Origin of the sequence: Catenulispora sp. GP43, from assembly GCF_041260665.1 — a bacterium.
In the GTDB taxonomy this organism is placed as follows: domain Bacteria; phylum Actinomycetota; class Actinomycetes; order Streptomycetales; family Catenulisporaceae; genus Catenulispora.
In genome coordinates this window covers 226,754-243,313 of sequence record NZ_JBGCCT010000015.1, presented here as the reverse complement: position 1 = coordinate 243,313, position 16,560 = coordinate 226,754, and the positions used below count along the sequence as shown (strand labels likewise).

General features: G+C 71.1%; 17 protein-coding genes. 6 read left to right on the top strand and 11 right to left on the bottom strand.

What is annotated here, in order from left to right; all coding sequences use genetic code 11:
• Positions 1-96 precede the first annotated feature (96 nt).
• The 6 genes from ABH926_RS28935 to ABH926_RS28910 form a co-directional block, all read right to left on the bottom strand.
• The gene (locus tag ABH926_RS28935; RefSeq protein ID WP_370368985.1) at positions 97-1,164 is read right to left on the bottom strand and encodes a M56 family metallopeptidase; all 1,068 of its coding nucleotides are present in this window, start codon (positions 1,162-1,164) and stop codon (positions 97-99) included.
• A gap of 194 nt (positions 1,165-1,358) precedes the next feature.
• Positions 1,359-1,853: a flavin reductase family protein gene (locus tag ABH926_RS28930; RefSeq protein WP_370368984.1), complete on the bottom strand. Its 495-nt coding sequence runs from the start codon at positions 1,851-1,853 to the stop codon at positions 1,359-1,361.
• A complete protein-coding gene (locus ABH926_RS28925) occupies positions 1,846-2,535 on the bottom strand; it encodes a nicotinamide riboside transporter PnuC (protein ID WP_370368983.1) in 690 nt (229 codons plus the stop codon). The genes ABH926_RS28930 and ABH926_RS28925 overlap by 8 nt, the downstream gene beginning before the upstream one ends.
• Positions 2,536-2,623: 88 nt before the next feature.
• Entirely contained in the window at positions 2,624-3,073 is a 450-nt protein-coding gene (locus ABH926_RS28920; protein WP_370368981.1) for a riboflavin kinase, read from the bottom strand.
• Between the two features lie 6 nt (positions 3,074-3,079).
• On the bottom strand, positions 3,080-4,444 hold the full coding sequence (locus tag ABH926_RS28915; protein WP_370368980.1) for an NtaA/DmoA family FMN-dependent monooxygenase: 1,365 nt from the start codon (positions 4,442-4,444) through the stop codon (positions 3,080-3,082).
• The gene (locus ABH926_RS28910) at positions 4,441-5,367 is read right to left on the bottom strand and encodes a ribokinase (RefSeq protein WP_370368979.1); all 927 of its coding nucleotides are present in this window, start codon (positions 5,365-5,367) and stop codon (positions 4,441-4,443) included. The genes ABH926_RS28915 and ABH926_RS28910 overlap by 4 nt, the downstream gene beginning before the upstream one ends.
• 100 nt (positions 5,368-5,467) lie before the next feature.
• On the opposite strand from ABH926_RS28910, the gene ABH926_RS28905 reads away from it, so the two are divergent.
• Positions 5,468-6,463 carry a LacI family DNA-binding transcriptional regulator gene (locus tag ABH926_RS28905; protein ID WP_370368978.1) on the top strand — a complete coding sequence of 332 codons (996 nt, stop codon included), beginning with the start codon at positions 5,468-5,470 and terminating at the stop codon, positions 6,461-6,463.
• Between the two features lie 13 nt (positions 6,464-6,476).
• Here the strand turns inward: ABH926_RS28905 and ABH926_RS28900 are convergent, their stop codons facing one another.
• On the bottom strand, positions 6,477-7,403 hold the full coding sequence (locus tag ABH926_RS28900; protein WP_370368977.1) for a helix-turn-helix transcriptional regulator: 927 nt from the start codon (positions 7,401-7,403) through the stop codon (positions 6,477-6,479).
• Between the two features lie 161 nt (positions 7,404-7,564).
• On the opposite strand from ABH926_RS28900, the gene ABH926_RS28895 reads away from it, so the two are divergent.
• Positions 7,565-8,500, top strand: a complete 936-nt coding sequence (locus ABH926_RS28895; protein WP_370368976.1) for an alpha/beta hydrolase — start codon at positions 7,565-7,567, stop codon at positions 8,498-8,500.
• Between the two features lie 67 nt (positions 8,501-8,567).
• Here ABH926_RS28895 and ABH926_RS28890 read toward each other — a convergent pair whose 3' ends face one another.
• A complete protein-coding gene (locus ABH926_RS28890) occupies positions 8,568-8,720 on the bottom strand; it encodes a hypothetical protein (protein WP_370368975.1) in 153 nt (50 codons plus the stop codon).
• A 72-nt stretch (positions 8,721-8,792) separates the two neighbouring features.
• Here ABH926_RS28890 and ABH926_RS28885 point away from each other — a divergent pair, with 72 nt between their 5' ends.
• The 4 genes from ABH926_RS28885 (at position 8,793) to ABH926_RS28870 (ending at position 12,565) form a co-directional block, all read left to right on the top strand.
• Complete coding sequence (locus ABH926_RS28885; RefSeq protein WP_370368974.1) at positions 8,793-9,662, top strand: PhzF family phenazine biosynthesis protein; 870 nt, start codon at positions 8,793-8,795, stop codon at positions 9,660-9,662.
• Positions 9,659-10,726, top strand: coding sequence for an ornithine cyclodeaminase family protein (locus ABH926_RS28880; RefSeq protein WP_370368973.1), 1,068 nt, complete (start codon positions 9,659-9,661; stop codon positions 10,724-10,726). The genes ABH926_RS28885 and ABH926_RS28880 overlap by 4 nt, the downstream gene beginning before the upstream one ends.
• A 66-nt stretch (positions 10,727-10,792) precedes the next feature.
• Complete coding sequence (locus ABH926_RS28875) at positions 10,793-12,064, top strand: FAD-binding protein (protein WP_370368971.1); 1,272 nt, start codon at positions 10,793-10,795, stop codon at positions 12,062-12,064.
• A gap of 84 nt (positions 12,065-12,148) precedes the next feature.
• Positions 12,149-12,565, top strand: a complete 417-nt coding sequence (locus ABH926_RS28870) for a CBS domain-containing protein (protein WP_370368970.1) — start codon at positions 12,149-12,151, stop codon at positions 12,563-12,565.
• Positions 12,566-12,609: 44 nt separating this feature from the next.
• Here ABH926_RS28870 and ABH926_RS28865 read toward each other — a convergent pair whose 3' ends face one another.
• From ABH926_RS28865 to ABH926_RS28855, 3 genes are all read right to left on the bottom strand, one after another.
• A complete protein-coding gene (locus tag ABH926_RS28865; protein ID WP_370369019.1) occupies positions 12,610-13,473 on the bottom strand; it encodes a TIGR03619 family F420-dependent LLM class oxidoreductase in 864 nt (287 codons plus the stop codon).
• A 59-nt stretch (positions 13,474-13,532) separates the two neighbouring features.
• On the bottom strand, positions 13,533-14,357 hold the full coding sequence (locus ABH926_RS28860) for an SAM-dependent methyltransferase (RefSeq protein WP_370368969.1): 825 nt from the start codon (positions 14,355-14,357) through the stop codon (positions 13,533-13,535).
• A gap of 99 nt (positions 14,358-14,456) precedes the next feature.
• Complete coding sequence (locus ABH926_RS28855) at positions 14,457-16,484, bottom strand: N-acetylmuramoyl-L-alanine amidase (RefSeq protein ID WP_370368968.1); 2,028 nt, start codon at positions 16,482-16,484, stop codon at positions 14,457-14,459.
• Between the last annotated feature and the right edge of the window lie 76 nt (positions 16,485-16,560).

Here is a 16,560-nt window from a genome sequence, read left to right as displayed (position 1 = left end):
CACGTCAGGGCAAGGATCCGGTGAGGTGAATAAGCCCTCTGTCTTGCCCTATCAGAGTTAGTAGCGGTGCATTTGGCTTATATCGAACGCGACCGATTACCCGGCTGAAGAATCGACAAACGCCCGTGTCGGAAATGGCGCGAATGTAGGGGATTCGGCCCAGGAGGGCGCGGTGATCGACAGCGGCAGGGCCCTCGCGTCGCCGTCCTTGTCCGGCGGGCATCCGTGGATCACGGTCGCCACCGACAGCGCGGCGAGCAGTAGCGGCACGATGATCAGCAGTGCCGAGCCGATCGCGCCCAGAGCCAGTCCGCGCCGTCCGACTTTGCGGTGCACCAGGCGCGTTACGCGCGAGGACGCCGCCGGGCGCCGGTCGATCCCGATACCGAGCGCGAACCCGGGCGCGGAGCCCGGGCCGCCTCCGGCGCCGAGTACGGCCAGCGCCGAGACCAGGGCCGCGGTCCCGCTGCGCCGGACGGCGGCGTCGTCGGCGATGAACTCCACCAGGTGCCGGGTCTCCTGCTCGACCAGCGCCAGCAGCCGGATCCGGGGCGCGGTGCGGTGGATCGCGTGGGCGAAGGCGACGGCGAAGTGGTGCCGGCCGGTCAGGTGCGCGCGTTCGTGCGCCAGCACCGCGCCGAGCTGGGACGGCGACAGGCGGCTCAGGGCGCTGCTGGTGATCACGATCGTGCCGGGCCGGCCGGGCAGGCAGTAGCAGCCGGGCTCGTCGTGGTCCAGGACCAGCACGCCGAGTTCCTCGTCGCGGCGGGCCAGGATCCGCAGGACCTCGATGTGCTTGCGCCGGGTCCGCCACGCGGACAGGAACGTGGCCGCCATGCAGAACCCGATCCGCAGCAGCAGCGCGGTCGCCGCGATCAGCCCGAACCACCCCAGGAAGGGGCCCACCGGCGAGTCGTCGTTGATCGGCAGCTGGTCGGCGCACCGGTCGATCTGCGGGTCCACCCGGGACAGCGTGTCGATCAGGGTCAGGCCCAGCGCCAGCCCCGCGGTGGCGGCCGCGGTCAGGAACGAGCAGCTGACCACCTGGAGCATCACCACGGTCAGGCGCGGCAGGCGCTCGGTCGGCCAGGCCCGGGTCAGCAGCCGGGGGCCGAGCAGGGCCAGCAGGAGTGCGTAGGAACCCAGGATGAGTGCGGCGATCACGGAGCGACATCCCCCGCCTGTGCGTCCCGCCCTGCTGGCAGCCCCCCGAGCCCTGTCATCCCCGAGCGCGTTCCTCTCCCCGGTTCACCGGTGTGCACGACCGTCGATGGCGAGACTAGTCGTGGCGCCCTCTTCGGTGGAGAGTAGCGAACAGATCTGTGGGCGTGAACTGTCCTTCGCCAGATCCGCCCGGCTCAGCAGGTCGCGCGATCGCGGGTCCAGACCAGGGCCCGGTTGCGGGCCTCCTGGTGGACCCGCTCCACGCGCAGCACGATGATCGAGTGGTCGCCGGCCGGGTAGTCGTGCACCGCGAAGCACTCCAGCCAGATCGGCGAGCCCTCCAGGAAGATCGCGCCGTTCTCGTTGTGGTGCCAGGCGATGTCCGCCAGGCGCCCCGCGCTGTTGCGCGAGGCGAGCTGCCGGGTCTTGGACGCGTGGCTCTCGCCGAGGACCGACACCCCCAGGTGCGCCGCGCGGGCCAGGACCGGCCAGGTCGAGGAGGTGCGCTGGATGGCGACGGACACCAGCGGCGGTTCGTGCGAGACGCCGACCGTGAAGGAGGACACGACCATGGTGACCGGGCGTCCGTCGACCACCGCTCCGATCGCCGCCACCGTCGACGGGATGTCCCCGAAGACCTGCCGGATGTCGTCGGCGTCGTCGATGAAGCCGATGTGCTCCTCAGGCATGGAGGGCTCCTTCGGGCTCGGGCTCGGGCCGCGGGCTTGTGGGCGGGGTCGCCTCGTTCTGGCTGCGCGCGGCCCAGTCCCGGATCCCGGCCAGCACCATGAAGAAGAAGATGCCGTAGACGATCCCGGAGAAGTACAGGTGCGAGTGCACCGCCAGGGGCACGCCGACCAGGTCGACGGCCAGCCACGCGAACCAGAACTCGACGTAGCGCCGGGCCTGCGAGTACATCGCGATGACGGTCCCGGTGAAGATCCACGCGTCGCACAGCACCATCCACCACGGGGCGCCGGGGTAGAACGACCAGTTCATCGCCTTCAGGAACGCGCCCAGCACGCCGGTCCCGACCACCATCGCCGCGCCCAGCGCCAGCCGGGCCGGCCAGGAGGCCCAGCTCACCACGACCGTGCCCTCGTTCGCCTTGTTCCGCCGCCAGGTGGCCCAGCCCCACGTCGCCGCGACGATGATGATGATCTGCCGTCCGGCGTTCCCGGTGAGGTGCACGTTCAGGCTCGCCACCAGCAGGCAGATCGAGCCGAGGATCTGCACCGGCCAGGAGATGACCAGCCGCTTCAGCGCCAGGACCACCGTGAGCAGGGCGAAGATGTTGCCGATGAAGTCCGACCAGTAGACGGGGAGCCCGAAGAAGCTGAATTGGTGGTTGAGCCAATCGAACGCGTGCATACGAATCTCCAGTGTTCCGTGGGTAGGAAAGGTCCCCGTTCGATGTGCGGCCGGCTTGTGGCTGAAGACTCGGCCATTGCGTTCCTTGCTACGACCACGCGCTGATTTCCTTTGCTGCGCGTGCCCGGTGTTCCTCGGTAAGCGTGGCCACGGTCCGTTCGACGTCCTCGGCGGCAGCGGCCACCAGGGCCTCGGCCGTCGGAAAGCGGACCGTGTCGCGGATGCGGGCGGCGAGCCAGACCACCACGCGTTCGCCATACAGGTGTGTGCGGAGGTCGTGGCAATAGACCTCGATGTGGACTTCCGTCCCGTCGCAGAACGTCGGATTGGTCCCGACGCTCACCGTCACGGGATGCAGTGAGCCGGTGCTCAACCGCGCCATCAGGCCCGCGTAGATCGCCGCCTCCGGCATGGATTCCAGGGGGTCGGGGGCGACGTTCGCGGTCGGGAATCCCAGCTGTCGTCCACGCCCGGCCCCGTGCACCACGGTGCCGACCACTGTGCCCAGCCATCCCGCCGCGGCGTCGCGCTCCCTCATGTCAGCTCACTGATCCGCGTGCCGGTGGTGCCGGTGCGAGGCGGCGGGGTGGTTCCCCGGCAGCGTCGCCTGAGACGACCCGGTGAGCCGCTCCCGTAGCGACTCCCCGTCGCGGTACTCCGTGGCGACGACTCCGCGCTGCCGCAGGATCGGCAGCACCGACTCGATGAAGTCGGTGGTCGAGGCCAGCTGCACCGCCGGCGACAGCAGGAACCCGTCCAGGTCCGCGCCGTCGGCCAGCGCGCAGATCTGGTCGGCGATCTCCTCGGCGCTGCCGACGATCGGCTTGGCGCCGACGCCGTGCTTGTGCCAGTCCCGCAGGACGTCGCCGACCGTCTTGTCGGCGAAGCGGGCGAGCTGGGTCTGGGAGATCTCGGTGCTCAGCTCCGCCATCGGGGTGTCGTGCGAGTAGGAGGACAGGTCGATCCCGGTGAACATCGCGTAGCTCGCGACGGTGACCTCCGGCCGCTGCGCGTCCAGGATGCGCTGGTAGCGCCGCTCGGCGTCGGAGGTGGTGGCCCCGACCACGCACGCCAGCGCCGACATGATCTTCACGTCGTCGGCCTTCCGGCCGGCGTTCACCGCCTCGGCCCGGATGGCCGAGGTGTGCTTGCCCAGCTGCTCGGCCGAGCCGCTCCCGATGAAGACGCACTCGCCGTGCCGGCCGGCCACGCGGCGGCCCGCCGGTGAGGCGCCGGCCTGGAACAGAACCGGCGTGCCCTGCGGGGAGTAGGCGGTGTTGCCGTAGCCCTCGGAGCGGAAGTACTTGCCGGCGTGCTTGATCAGGTGGACGCGCTCGGGGTCGGCGAACCGGCCGTGCTTGTCCTTCTCCAGGGCGTCCGGCTCCCACGCTCCTTCCCAGTACTTGTAGACGACCTCCAGAAACTCCTCGGCCATCGCATAGCGCTCGTCGTGCGCGACCATGTCCATACCGAACGCCTTCACAGCGGTGTCAGCGGTTCCGGTGGTCACGATGTTCCAGCCCAGCCGTCCCTGCGAGAGCTGGTCCAGGGTGGCCATCCGGCGCGCGAACGAATACGGCGGCTCCACCAGCACCGACCCGGTGATGACCAGCCCGAGCTCGGAGGTGGCGGACAGCAGTGCCGCCGCGACGATCGCCGGGTCCAGGCGCGGCAGGTCCAGGCTCTCCTCGGTGGCGATCGCCGGCCGGCTGCCGCGCACCTCCGACCAGCCCCAGGCGTCGGCCAGGAACAGGAAGTCGAACTTCGCGTCCTCGCACAGCGCCGCGACGCGCTTCCAGTAGTCGAGCGTGTCGAACAGGTGCCGCTCGCTGTCCTCGTGCCGCCAGGTGGCCGTGCCGCCGGAGTTGGTCTGGGCGTTCTCGAAAAGTCCGAGCTTGAGGGTCTTCATCGGGTGTTCTCCTGCTGCTGTGCGAATTGGTCAACCTCTTCGGCGGTGGGCATCGCGCTCTGCGCTCCCACGCCGGTGACGGACAGGGCCGCGGCCAGGACGGCGCGTTCGGCGGCGATGCGCAGGGGCCGTCCCCGCGCCAGCGAGTCGGCCAGGGCGCCGCAGAACGTGTCCCCGGCGCCGACGGTGTCGACGGCGGTGACGCGCGGAGCCGGGACGTGGAGCATCCCCTCCGAGTCCAGCACGATCGCGCCGTCCGCGCCCAGCGTCACGACGAGGGCGCCGACCGGCAGCGTGCGGGCCGCCAGCAGTTCCTCGACCCCGCCGCGCGTGGCCGGGACCGGCACGCCGAGCAGCGCGCACAGCTCGCCGAGGTTCGGGACGAGCACGTCCACGCGCTTGAGGACGTCGTCGCCGAACGCGTACGCCGGCGCCGGGTTGAGGATCACGGTCGCGCCGCGCGCCGCGGCCCGCGCGACGGCCGCGCCGGTCACCTCCGGCGGGATCTCCCCTTGCGCCATCAGCACATCGCCGCTCGTTCCGAGCTCCAGCGGGAGGTCGGCGACGGTCAGCTCCTGGTTGGCGCCGCCGTCCAGCACGATCGTGTTCTCGCCGGGCTCGTCCACGGTGATCAGCGCCATGCCGGTGCGGGTCCGGTCGGCGGTGGCGACCCAGCCGGTGTCGACGCCGTCCTTCTCGAGCGAGGCCAGGATGTCCTGCGCGTCGCCGCCGACCTTGGCCACCAGCCGGACCGCGTGCGTCCCGCCGCCGAGCCGCGCCGCGGCCACCGCTTGGTTCGCGCCCTTGCCGCCCAGGCCCTCACGCGAACCGACCGCGTGCACGGTCTCCCCGGGCCGCGGCAGGCCCCGCACCTGCAGGACCACATCGCGGTTCACGGAGCCGACCACTGTGATCGACGCCATCTTCACCTCCCGGGAGATCGATTTCCCATACCCTGCATGATGTTCACCACACCGTCAAGTACCATCGACGCGGAACTTCGGTGAGGGAAAGGACGTCCCGGTGACGGCTCGTCTGGTCGACGTCGCCCAACGCGCGGGCGTCTCCCGCGCGACCGCCTCCCGGGTCATCGCCGGGACGCCGCGCAACGTGGCCCCCGACCTCGTCGAGCGCGTCGAGCGCGCGGCCCGGGAGCTGGGATACCGCACCAACCAGTCGGCGCGGGCGCTGCGCACCGGGACCACCGGGACCCTCGGCGTGGTCGTGCCCTCGCTGGCGAACCCCTACTTCGTGCAGCTCATCGAGGCGCTGTCGCGCCGGGTGCGGGCCGACGGCGGCGTGCTGGTGGTCTCCGACGCCGCCAACTCCCCGGACATCGAGGCCCGCGAGATCGACACCCTGGTCAACGGCAAGGTCGACGGACTGATCGTGGTGCCGGTGACCACCGCGGCCTCCGGCGCCGCCATCCGGGCCGCGGCGCCGGTGCGGCCGATCGTGCAGTTCGACCGCTGGGCCGAGGGTGCCGGGACGGTCGCGGTCGCCATGGACAACCACGCGGCCATCAGCATGCTGATCGACCACCTGCGGGGCCTGGGCCGGGAGAAGATCGCGCTGGTCGCCGCCGAGCAGAGCTCGTCATCGGGCGCCGAGCGCTCGGCCGCGTTCGCCGACCGGCTCGGCGCGTCCGGCCGCACCATCGTGCTGCCCTCGATCACCACCGACGCCGGCCGCAAGGCCGGACGCCGCGTGCTGAAGATGCGCGGCGATGTGGACGCCGTGGTCTGCGCCGCCGACGTGCTGGCGATCGGCCTGGTGACGACGTTGAACCGGGCCGGCGTCGCGGTGCCCGCGGAGGTGGCCGTGACAGCGTTCGACGATACCGCCATCTTGGAGGTGCTCGACCCGCCGCTCACCTCGATCCGGCACCCGCTCGACGAGATGGCCGACCGTGCCATCGCGCTGCTGCACGCGGATCAGGCCGAGCGCGAGGAGCGCGTCGAGCGCTTCGCCCCGGAGCTGGTGGTCCGGGCGTCCAGCGGGACAGTGCAAGAGCACTGACACCGCTGCGCGGTCAGGCCCCCGTGCTCACGCCCCCGTGCTCACGCCCCGCGCTTACGTGCGTATCAGACCACTGCAAGAGGAACTGCAGCGCCTTCTCCGACTCGGTGTCCGGCTCCGCGGTGAACACGATCAGCTTCTGATCGGGGTTCGTGTCCACGGAGAACTGCTGCACATCCAGGTCCATGGCCCCGGCGATCGGGTGGTTGTAGGTCTTGACCAGCTGGCCCGGCCCGCGCACCTGATGCGTGGCCCACCACGTGCGGAAATCGTGGTCCCGCACGCTCAACTCCCCGACCAGCGCGTTCAGCGCGCGATCGTCGGGGCGGCTGCCGGCCTCCATACGCAGCGTCGCCACGCAGTTCTTGCCGGCGCGCGGCCAGTCGGCGTAGAGCGTGCGGAAAGACTCGTCGAGGAAGGTCAGCCAGATCATGTTCCGGCGCGCCGGCGGCAGCGCGCCGAAGTCGGCCAGCAGCCCGGCGCCGCCGCGGTTCCAGGCCAGCACGTCCATGCGGTGGTTGACCACGATCGCCGGGACGTCGGTCATGAGGTCCAGCAGCCGTTGCAACCGCGGGGCCGCCGCGGACTGGCTCGGACGGCGCGTCGGCGCGCTCTGAGTGACGTCGGCGACCGTGAACAGGTACGCGCGCTCGTCGGGCTTCAGTTGGAGGGCGTCGGCGAGGGCGTCGAGCACCGTGCGCGAGACACGGTTCGTGCGGCCCTGCTCCAGCCGCACGATGTAGTCCACGCTGACGTGCGCCAGCATCGCCAGCTCCTCACGGCGCAGCCCCGGCACGCGGCGCAGGCGCCCGTCGTCGGGCATCCCGGCGGCGACCGGGTCCACGGCGGCGCGGCGGGAGCGCAGGAAGTCGCCGAGTTCGCCGAGTCCGGTGTCGCCGTGGGCGTGGTGCGCGGAGGAGGCCATGTCCCCAGTCTCCATGGCTTCCGGGTACCGTGCCTGGTACTGGTTTGCATAGGCGAGACCGTCCCTGGTTGCGGGCATTGCGCCCGGCCAGAGTTGTTCCTGCGGCCGACGGACACCGAAGCCGCCGGGGCACCGATGGGCGCCCCGTCCGCACCCACGATGGGAGTTCGGTACCCATGAGGACCGATGTCACGTTCACCAGCAACGGCCTGAAGATCGCCGGCCACCTGTACCTGCCGGAAGGCCTCGGCGCCGACGGTGCCGGCGCGGCCCCGGCGCCCGCCGTGGTCGTCGGCCACCCCGGCACCGGGGTGAAGGAGCAGGCCGCCGGTCTATACGCCCGCCGCCTGGCCGAGGCCGGCTTCGTCGCCCTCGCCTTCGACGCCGCCTACCAGGGCGAGAGCCAGGGCGAACCGCGCGGCCTGGAGGACCCGGGCCAGCGCGTCGAGGACCTGAAGTCCGCCGTGTCGTTCCTGAGCACGCACGCGGCGGTGGACCCCGGCCGGATCGGCGCCCTGGGCATCTGCGCCTCCGGCGGCTACAGCCTGGTCGCCGCCGCCAGCGACCACCGCATCCGCGCGGTCGCCACGGTCAGTGCGGTCGACATCGCCCGGCAGTTCAAGGTCGGCCCCGACGGCACCCAGGACCCGGCGGTGTTCCAGGGCATGCTCGACGCCGCCGCGGCGGCCCGCACCGCCGAGGCGAGCGGCGCCGGCGACCAGACCTTCACCCTGTTCCCGAACACGGCCGAGGAAGCGAACCTCGGAGGCCCGCACTCCTTCGAGGGCTGGGAGTACTACTGCACCCCGCGCGGCGCCCACGACCGCTCCGCCAAGGCCCTGACCTGGTCCAGCGTCGACCGCATCGCGACCTTCGACGGCCTGGCCACGGTCGCCCTGATCGCCCCGCGCCCGCTGCTGCTGATCGCCGGCCGCCAGGCGGTGACGTCCTGGATGAGCGTCCAGGCCTTCCAGAGCGCCGGCGGCCCGAAGGAACTGCACTGGATCGATGGCGCCTCACACGTCGACCTGTACGACAAGGACGAGTACGTCACGCCGGCGGTCGCCAAGCTCGCCGAGTTCTACGGGACGCACTTGGGGACGGCCGCGTAACGCCGTGGAAGAGTTGCCACAGGGCTCTGATTTCACTTCGGTGACAGAGCTCTTCGGCGTCCCGAGGTCACACGACGCCCCGAAGCACCGCTTCCACCGCGTCGATCAAGGGATCGCCGGCCGTCCGCGAGTGCCGGACCAGCCCGAGCACGACATCCGGCAGGACTGGAAGCAGCGCCGCGTCGTCCACCGCGCGGCCGGTCTCCAAGTCCTGAACCATAAGCGATTCTTATATGAGGGGGTCGAAATTTGCCAGTTCCTTTGAGTCCGACAGCCGCGTAGCGTCGCGATCATGCAGTACTTCCACGTCGATGTCTTCACGTCGCAGCCCTACTCGGGCAACAGCCTCGCCGTGTTCGCGGACGCGTCCGGGCTCACCGGGGACCAGATGGCCCGGATCACCCGCGAGCTGCGGCACTTCGAATCGATCTTCCTGGCGCCGGCCGGGGACGATGCCCGCCGTCGGGACGCCCGGGTCTTCGATCTCTTCGAGGAACTGGACTTCGCCGGGCATCCGGTGCTCGGCGCGGCCTGCGTCCTGCACGAGCTGCACGGCGGCGAATCCCCCGAGACCTGGACCATCACCCTCCCGGCGCGCACCGTGCAGCTCACCACGCGGCGTCGCGGCCCTGGCCACTTCGCGGCCGTCCTGGATCAGGGCCCTGCGGAGTTCGACGCGCGGGCCGCAGTTCCCGACGACGCGGCTGCATGGTTCGGCCTCGACGCGGACGATCTCGAACCCGGACTCCCGCCGCAGGTGGTGTCCACCGGCCTGCGCTACCTGATCCTGCCCGTCCGCACCGGTGCGCTCGACCGGGCCCGGATCGTCGTGCCAGACCTGGAAAAGCGCCTCGAAGCCCTCGGAGCGCAGTTCGCGTACCTGCTGGACACGGCGGCCATGGAAGGCCGGCACTGGAACAACGACGGCCTCGTCGAAGACGTCGCCACCGGAAGCGCGGCCGGCTGCGTGGCCGCATACCTGCGCCGCCATGACCGGCTCGGCGACGGCGAGACCGCGACCCTCCACCAGGGACGCTTCCTGGGCCGTCCGAGCACCATCACCATCCGGGCCCATGGCGGCGGCACCGATGTCTCCTCGGTCGAGGTGGGCGCCGACGTCGCGTTCGTCGGCCGGGGCACGCTCGATCGGATCCCGGCATGAGCGCCGCGTCGGTGGCCGGAATGGTCTCGTTCGAGCCCGACGCGATCCGCGCCGCGATCGGCTTCGAGGACCTGATCGAACCGGTCGCGCGCGCGTTCGCCGACTACAGCCGGAAACTGGGGGAGTCCCCAGTTTCGGTGTTCGCCCCCGCCGGCCCCGAGGGCGACGTGCACGTCAAGTCCGCATGGCTGCCCGGCTCGCCGGTGTTCGTCGTCAAGGTCGGCAGCTGGTTCGCCGGCCACGGCGCGAGCGGGGTGATCATGGCCTTCGACGCGCGGACCGGCGAGCCGGTGGCGTTGCTCCGCGACGGTCACCACCTCTCCGACGTACGGACCGCGGCGGCCGGCGCGTTGGCCACGCGGCTGTTGGCCCGGGAGGACAGCAGTACCGTGGGAGTACTGGGTACCGGGGTGCAGGCGTACCTCCAGGTTCTCGCCGCGGCTGCCGAGCGTCCTGTGGCCTCCGTGCGGATCTGGGGGCGAAACGCCGAGGCGGCCCGACGCGTGGCTGCGGCACTTCGGCGGCGGTTGGACGGAGTCGACGTCCTGGTCGTACCAACGGCGCGCGATGCCGTTGTCGGCGTTGACGTCCTGATCACGGCGACAGCTGCCACCCAGCCGTTGGTCGAGGCCGACTGGCTGGCGCCGGGAACGCATGTGACCTCCATGGGCGCGGACGACGCGGGCAAGGTGGAGCTCGCTCCGGCGGTTGTGGCCCGGGCCGATCTGGTGGTCGTGGACAGCCGTGAACTGACCGCTCTGTATGGCGATCTCGCCTATGCGCACCGCGCAGGGGTGCGACCGAAGGCCGAGCCGATCGAACTCGGCGAGCTCGTCGCCGGACTGACGTCCGGCCGTTCCGCCGATGAGCAGATCACCGTCTGCAAGCTGATCGGGTTGGGCGTGCAGGACCTCGCGGCGGCGAACGTCACGCTGGAGCGCTTGGCCGACGGCCTTGGCGGGCTTGGCGGCCTCGGAGGCACCGGCGGCCTCGCCGGCACCGACGGATCCGCTCCCGCCGCCGGGCGTCAGCCGGCCGGAGCACCGGACCTGTCCTGGCGTTGACATCCGGGTCCGCGGCGTGACTCGATGGTCGGCGATGTTACCGAGAACACTGGGAGATCCCGACCGATGAGCACACAGATCCGCAACTGGGCTGGGAACGTCGTCTTCAGCCCCGCCCGGAGCCACTATCCGGCCTCGCTCGACGAGGTGCGGCGGATCGTGGCCGGGGCGCGGTCGGTGCGGGTGCTCGGGACCGGGCACTCGTTCAACCGGCTCGCCGACACCGACACTGATGGCGACCTCGTCGTGCTCGACGCGCTGCCGGCCGAGGCGCGGGTGGACCCGGACGCGGGCACGGCGACCGTCTCGGCCGGCCTGCGGCTGGCGGATCTCGCGGCGCGACTGCACGCCGCGGGGTTCGCCCTGGCGGCGCTGCCCTCGCTCCCGCACATCTCGCTGGCCGGGGCGTGCGCCACCGGCACGCACGGCTCCGGGGACGGGAATCAGGGGCTTGCGTCTCTCGTGAGCGGCATGCAGCTGGTGGGGCCGGATGGCGATGTCGTCGAGCTGAGTCGGGGGGATTCGGCGGACTTCGACGGTGCCGTGGTCGGGCTCGGAGCACTGGGAGTGGTCACGCGGATGACGGTGGACGTGGTGCCCACGTTCGACGTCGCACAGTCTGTGTATGAGGGCATTGCGGTACCCGAGCTCATCGCCCGGTTCGAGGAGGTCTTCTCCGCCGGATACAGCGTCAGCGCCTTCACGGAGTGGCGGGGCGAGGCGTCGGTCTGGGTGAAGACGAAGGTGGTCGGGGAGGCGTTGGAGACTCCCCGGCCCGAGGACGGCTGGCTGGGCGGCCGTCTCGCGACGCGTGCCGCGCACCCGATCCCCGGCATGTCCGCCGAGAACTGCACCGAGCAGCTGGGCGTCCCGGGACCCTGGCATGAGCGGCTGCCGCATTTCCGTCCCGAGTTCACACCGAGCAGCGGCGCAGAGCTCCAATCAGAGTTCTTCGTCCCCCGGTCGCGGGCCGCCGAGGCGCTCGACGCGGTGCGCGAACTCGGGCCGCTCGTCGCCCCGGTGGTGCAGATCTCCGAGATCCGGACCGTCGCCGCCGACGAGCTGTGGCTCAGCCCGGCCTACCGGCGGGACAGCGTGGCGGTCCACTTCACGTGGATCGCCGACCGGGCCGCCGTGCAACCGGCGCTGGCGGCGGTCGAGCGGGCCTTGATGCCGCTGGGGGCGCGTCCGCATTGGGGGAAGGTGTTCTCGGGCGGCCCGGCGGCTGCGATGGCCGGGTACGAGCGGGCCGGCGACTTCCGGGAGCTGGTGGACCGCTATGACCCCGAAGGGAAGTTCCGCAACGACTTCGTGCGGCGGTTGCTCGCGGCCGCGTGATCGCGGCTCCGGTGGCGCATCCCTGCATCTGGTGACCACGATAGAAGGGGCAGTCACAACGGGGCCGAGCCCACGGAGGCGATCATGGCCACTGCCAAGGACATCATGCATCCCGGCGCCCAGTGGATCTACCGCGAGGAGACCCTGGACCGCGCCGCCGAGCTGATGCGCGAGCTCGATGTCGGCGCCCTGCCGGTCAGCGATCAGAACGAGCGCCTGTGCGGGATCATCACCGACCGCGACATCGTGGTGAAGTGCGTAGCCCTCGGCCACGACCCCTCGCACGTCCGCTGCGCCGACCTCTGCGAGGGCACGCCCCGCTGGGTCGACGCCGGGGCCGACGTGGGAGAGGTGCTGCACGAGATGGAGAGCCGCCGCATCCGGCGCATGCCGGTCGTGGAGAACAAGCGTCTGGTCGGCATGATCAGCGAGGCGGACCTGGCGGCGCACCTGAGCGAGCGGCAGTTGGGTGAGTTCGTCGAGCGGATCTGCGCGGGGTAGTGCAGCGAGCGCAGGCTGCGGCGGGTTGGTGAATCCGCCGCGCCTCAGCCCTTCCCCAGGCCGAACCGCTCAGCGAACTCCACCAACTGGGCACACTGCTCGTCCGGCTCCCCGGCCGGCGCACCGACCACAATGCGCGTGACTCCCTGCGTCCCGAGCTGTTCGGCCTCCTCCGGCGTCATCTCCAGCGATCCCATCCGCGTGTAGTCGATCGCGCCCGGGTCGCGCCCCGCCTGCTCCGCCGTCGACTTCACCAGTTCCCACAGCGCCTTGCGCCCCTCGGCGGTGAGCGAGCCGCCAGGCAGCCAGCCGTCGCCGCGCCGTCCCGCGCGCCGGGCCGCGGCCTCGCTCGATCCGCCGATGTGGATCGGCAGGCTGGATTCCGCCAGCGGCTTCGGGTAGCTGTGGATGTTGTCCAGGGTGAAGAACTCGCCGTGGAAGGTCGCGCCGTCCGGGTCCGGCGCCCACAGCGCGCGCATCACGTCGATCGCCTCGTCGGTGCGCCGGCCGCGGGTCGTGTAGTCGACGCCGACCGCCGCCGCCTCGCCGGGCAGGGCGCCGACGCCGATGCCGAGCAGACGCATGCGGCCGCGCGACAGGACGTCGATGGTGGCCAGGCGCTTCGCCAGGGTGACGGGATGGTGGTACGGCAGCAGCAGGACCCCGGTGCCCAGCAGCAGCCGCTCGGTGTTCGCGGCGACGAAGGTCAGGATGTCCAGCGGGTCCGGAAACGGGATGTCCGTCGGAATCTGCCAGCCGCCGATCGCGGCTCCCGGGTAGACGGCCACGTGTTCGGGCACGTACATGGCCTCGAAGCCGGACTCCTCGGCTTGGCGGGCCACGGTGACCAGGCGGTCCGGGTCGGCCCCGAAGAAGGGGGTGGTGTAGCTGAGCGCGATGGTCGGCATTCCCTGATTCACGACGCCACTCTAGGTGCTGATACACATCTCGGGCGGGCCCGCTGTGGTCAGGCGGGCTTGCGGGCCAGTGCCCCGACGAACGGTGCGATCATCTGGTGGCTCTCGTTCAGCGCGGGCACCCACACCCGGATGTCCTCCACGCCCGGCGGCTGGATCTCCAAGTCCGCGAGCCACGGCGTGATCTGCCCGGCGGTGCGCGGCGTGACCGGCACACCGGTGCGCGAGGCGTACTCGCGGACCGCGGCCTTCTGCGCCTCGGGCGCGTCGACGTCGGGTGCGCCGTGCGAGAGCGCCAGGTAGCTGCCCGGGACACACGGGCCCAGAAAGGCGCGGATGAGGTCCCCGGGACGGCCGGAGTCCGGGATGAAGTGCAGCACCGAGAACAGCAGCACGGCGACCGGCTCGCTCCAGTCGATGGCGTCGCGGACCAGCGGGTGCTCCAGGACGGCCGCCGGCTCGCGCAGATCGGCCAGCGCCGCGTGGGCGGTCGCGTTGTCGGCCAGTAAAGCCCGCGCGTGCGCGATGGCCACCGGGTCCAGGTCGATGTAGACGACCGTCGCGTCCGGGTCGGCCGCCTGCGCGACCTCGTGCACGTTGCCGACCGTGGGGACGCCGGAGCCGAGGTCCAGGAACTGCGTGATCCCGCGCTCGGCGGCCAGGTTCTCGACCAGGTGCCGCAGGAACAGCCGGTTGGCCTGGGCGGAGGCCGGCAGCGAGGGCATCGCCGCGGCGGCCCGGCGGCCGGCCTCGCGGTCCGCTTCGAAGTTCTGCGAGCCGCCGAGCCAGAAGTCGTAGATGCGCGCCGGGCTCGGACGGTCGGGGTCGACCTCGGGCAGGCTCAGGGCCAACTCGGCCGCGTCTATCGAGTCCATGACAGACCATTGTGGCACCAAGGCCGTCGCATCGCCCGTGTCACGAGCGATACGACGGCCGCCACCTGCGGTTCAGCGAATCAGGACCGCGATATTGAATCAGGACTGCGATACGGTCACGTCGGCCGCGTTGACCCACGCCATCCGGTGGTTGTACTGGATCAGGTAGAACATCGTGGTCCCGACCACGTCCGTGCGGTCGTCCGGCGCGGAGCCGTCGATGTTGCGCGCGTACCAGTACTCGCCGTTCACGGCGGGTCCGGCGGCCACGTACGACTGGCCGGCCGGGATCGAGTACAGGGTCAGCAGCTTCGGTGTGCGCAGGTCGACCGCCGCGATCGGCGCCGGGTAGGCCGACGCCTCCGGGGCCGCCGTCGCGTAGACCGGGATGGAGGTCACACCGGGCTTGGGGGTGACGACCGTCGCGGAGGAGGGCAGGGCCGAGAAGTTCGACCACGGGCTCTCGAACCAGGCCTCGCGGCCGCCGTACCAGATCGCCGTCCACAGACCGTCCGAGGTGATCTTGCGGTCCGCGACCACGAACTTCTCACCGGTCACCGCCTTGTCGCCCCAGTCGTCGGCGGCGTCGGTGCCCGCAGAGCCGTCGGCGTGCAGGTACGGCTCGGACAGCAGCGGCGCGTTCGGGTCCGCGGCGGTGCGCAGCCAGACGAAGTTCGTGGGCTGCGACGGCTGCTCGCCGCACTGGCCCGGGACCGCGCCCGGCGTCGGGTCGTTGGCCGTGGTGCAGCCGGAGACCACCTGCAGGTTGCCCTGGAAGTCGGGCTTCACGACCACCACGGAGCCCAGCGGGTCGAAGCTGGGGTCCGCCAGCTTCGAGGGGCTGAAGGAGGGCACGATCGGCGCCCCGACCAGGTCCATGAAGTGCGACCAGTCCCAGTACGGACCCGGGTCCCAGTGCTGGCTGGTCTGGTTCGCGTCCTTGGAGCCGGGCACCTCGTCGTGGCCGAAGATGTGCTGCCGGTCCAGCGGGATGTTGAACCGGGCAGCCAGATAGCGCACCAGTTCCGCGGTGGTCTCGTACTGCGCCTCGGTGTACCAGGAGGCGCCGTGGATCGCCCAGCCCTCGTGCTCGATCGAGACCGCGTGCTGGTAGATCGACCAGTTGCCGGAGTCCCAGGCGATGTCCTGGGTCGGCACGGCCTGCGTCACATGGCCGTCCGAGGAACGGACGATGTAGTGCGCCGAGGCGTAGACCGCGGGGTTCTGGAACGTCGAGATCGCCCCGGCGTAGGTGTCCTCGGTGTCGTGGATCGTGATGTAGCGGATCGCCGACTGCGCCGGCCGGTTCGCCGGGTCGTAGTTGCCGTAGCTCGACAGGTCCGCGGGGTTGTTCAGCGCCAGCGCCGCCGGGTTGTAGTCGCAGTTGAGGTCGGCGGGGCACTCCGGCAGCGGCGTGCCGTTCGGCGAGGTCGTCGCCGCCTTGGTCACCGCCTGTGCGCTCAGATGCAGAGCGCTGAGAGAGCTGGCGTCCGCCGCGACGGACGGGTCGCCCGCGAGCGTCAGGGCGGGGGTGGCCATGCCGGTCCGCACGGTGGTGAACACCCGGTCGGCGAACTGCTTCGCCGTCGCGGCGTCGGCGGCACCGCTGTACTTGGCGACGGCCGCGTACCAGCCCCCGGCGGAGGCCGGGAGCTTCCCGCCGCCGAGCTTCTTCGCGTCGGACGCCAGCAGCGCGGCACCGGCGCGGATGTTCGTCGCGTCGTCCCGCTCGACGGCGCTCTTGTCCTTCCCGATCAGCTTCGCCGCGCTCTGCGCGGTGGCCAGCGTCGGATCAGCCTCGATCGCCGCCGCCTTGGCGCTGTCCGGGTCGAGCCCGTCCAGCGTCGAGGCCGAGACGTCGGTGAGCTGCATGATCCCGTAACCGCCGGAGGTGGACGGCGCACCACCGTGGTCGTTCCAAGCAGACTCCTGATATGCGAGCGCCTCAAGGACGTTCAGCGGCACCCCGGATTCGTGCGCGGCCGCCGCGAACGCGCCCTGCAACGTTCCGTCTCCCGATGCCGCGCTGGGTGCCTGTGCGTTGGCCGGCGCGGCGGCGACACAGGTCACCGCCAGCGCGACGGCACAGCCCGCGGCCCACAGGCCCGGCTGGACATGGCTTCTCATGGTTCTCACGAACCCTACGACGCTGTCGATCTATAAAAGGGTTCACCTTTGGGTCAACAATTTTTGTCAGCGCCTT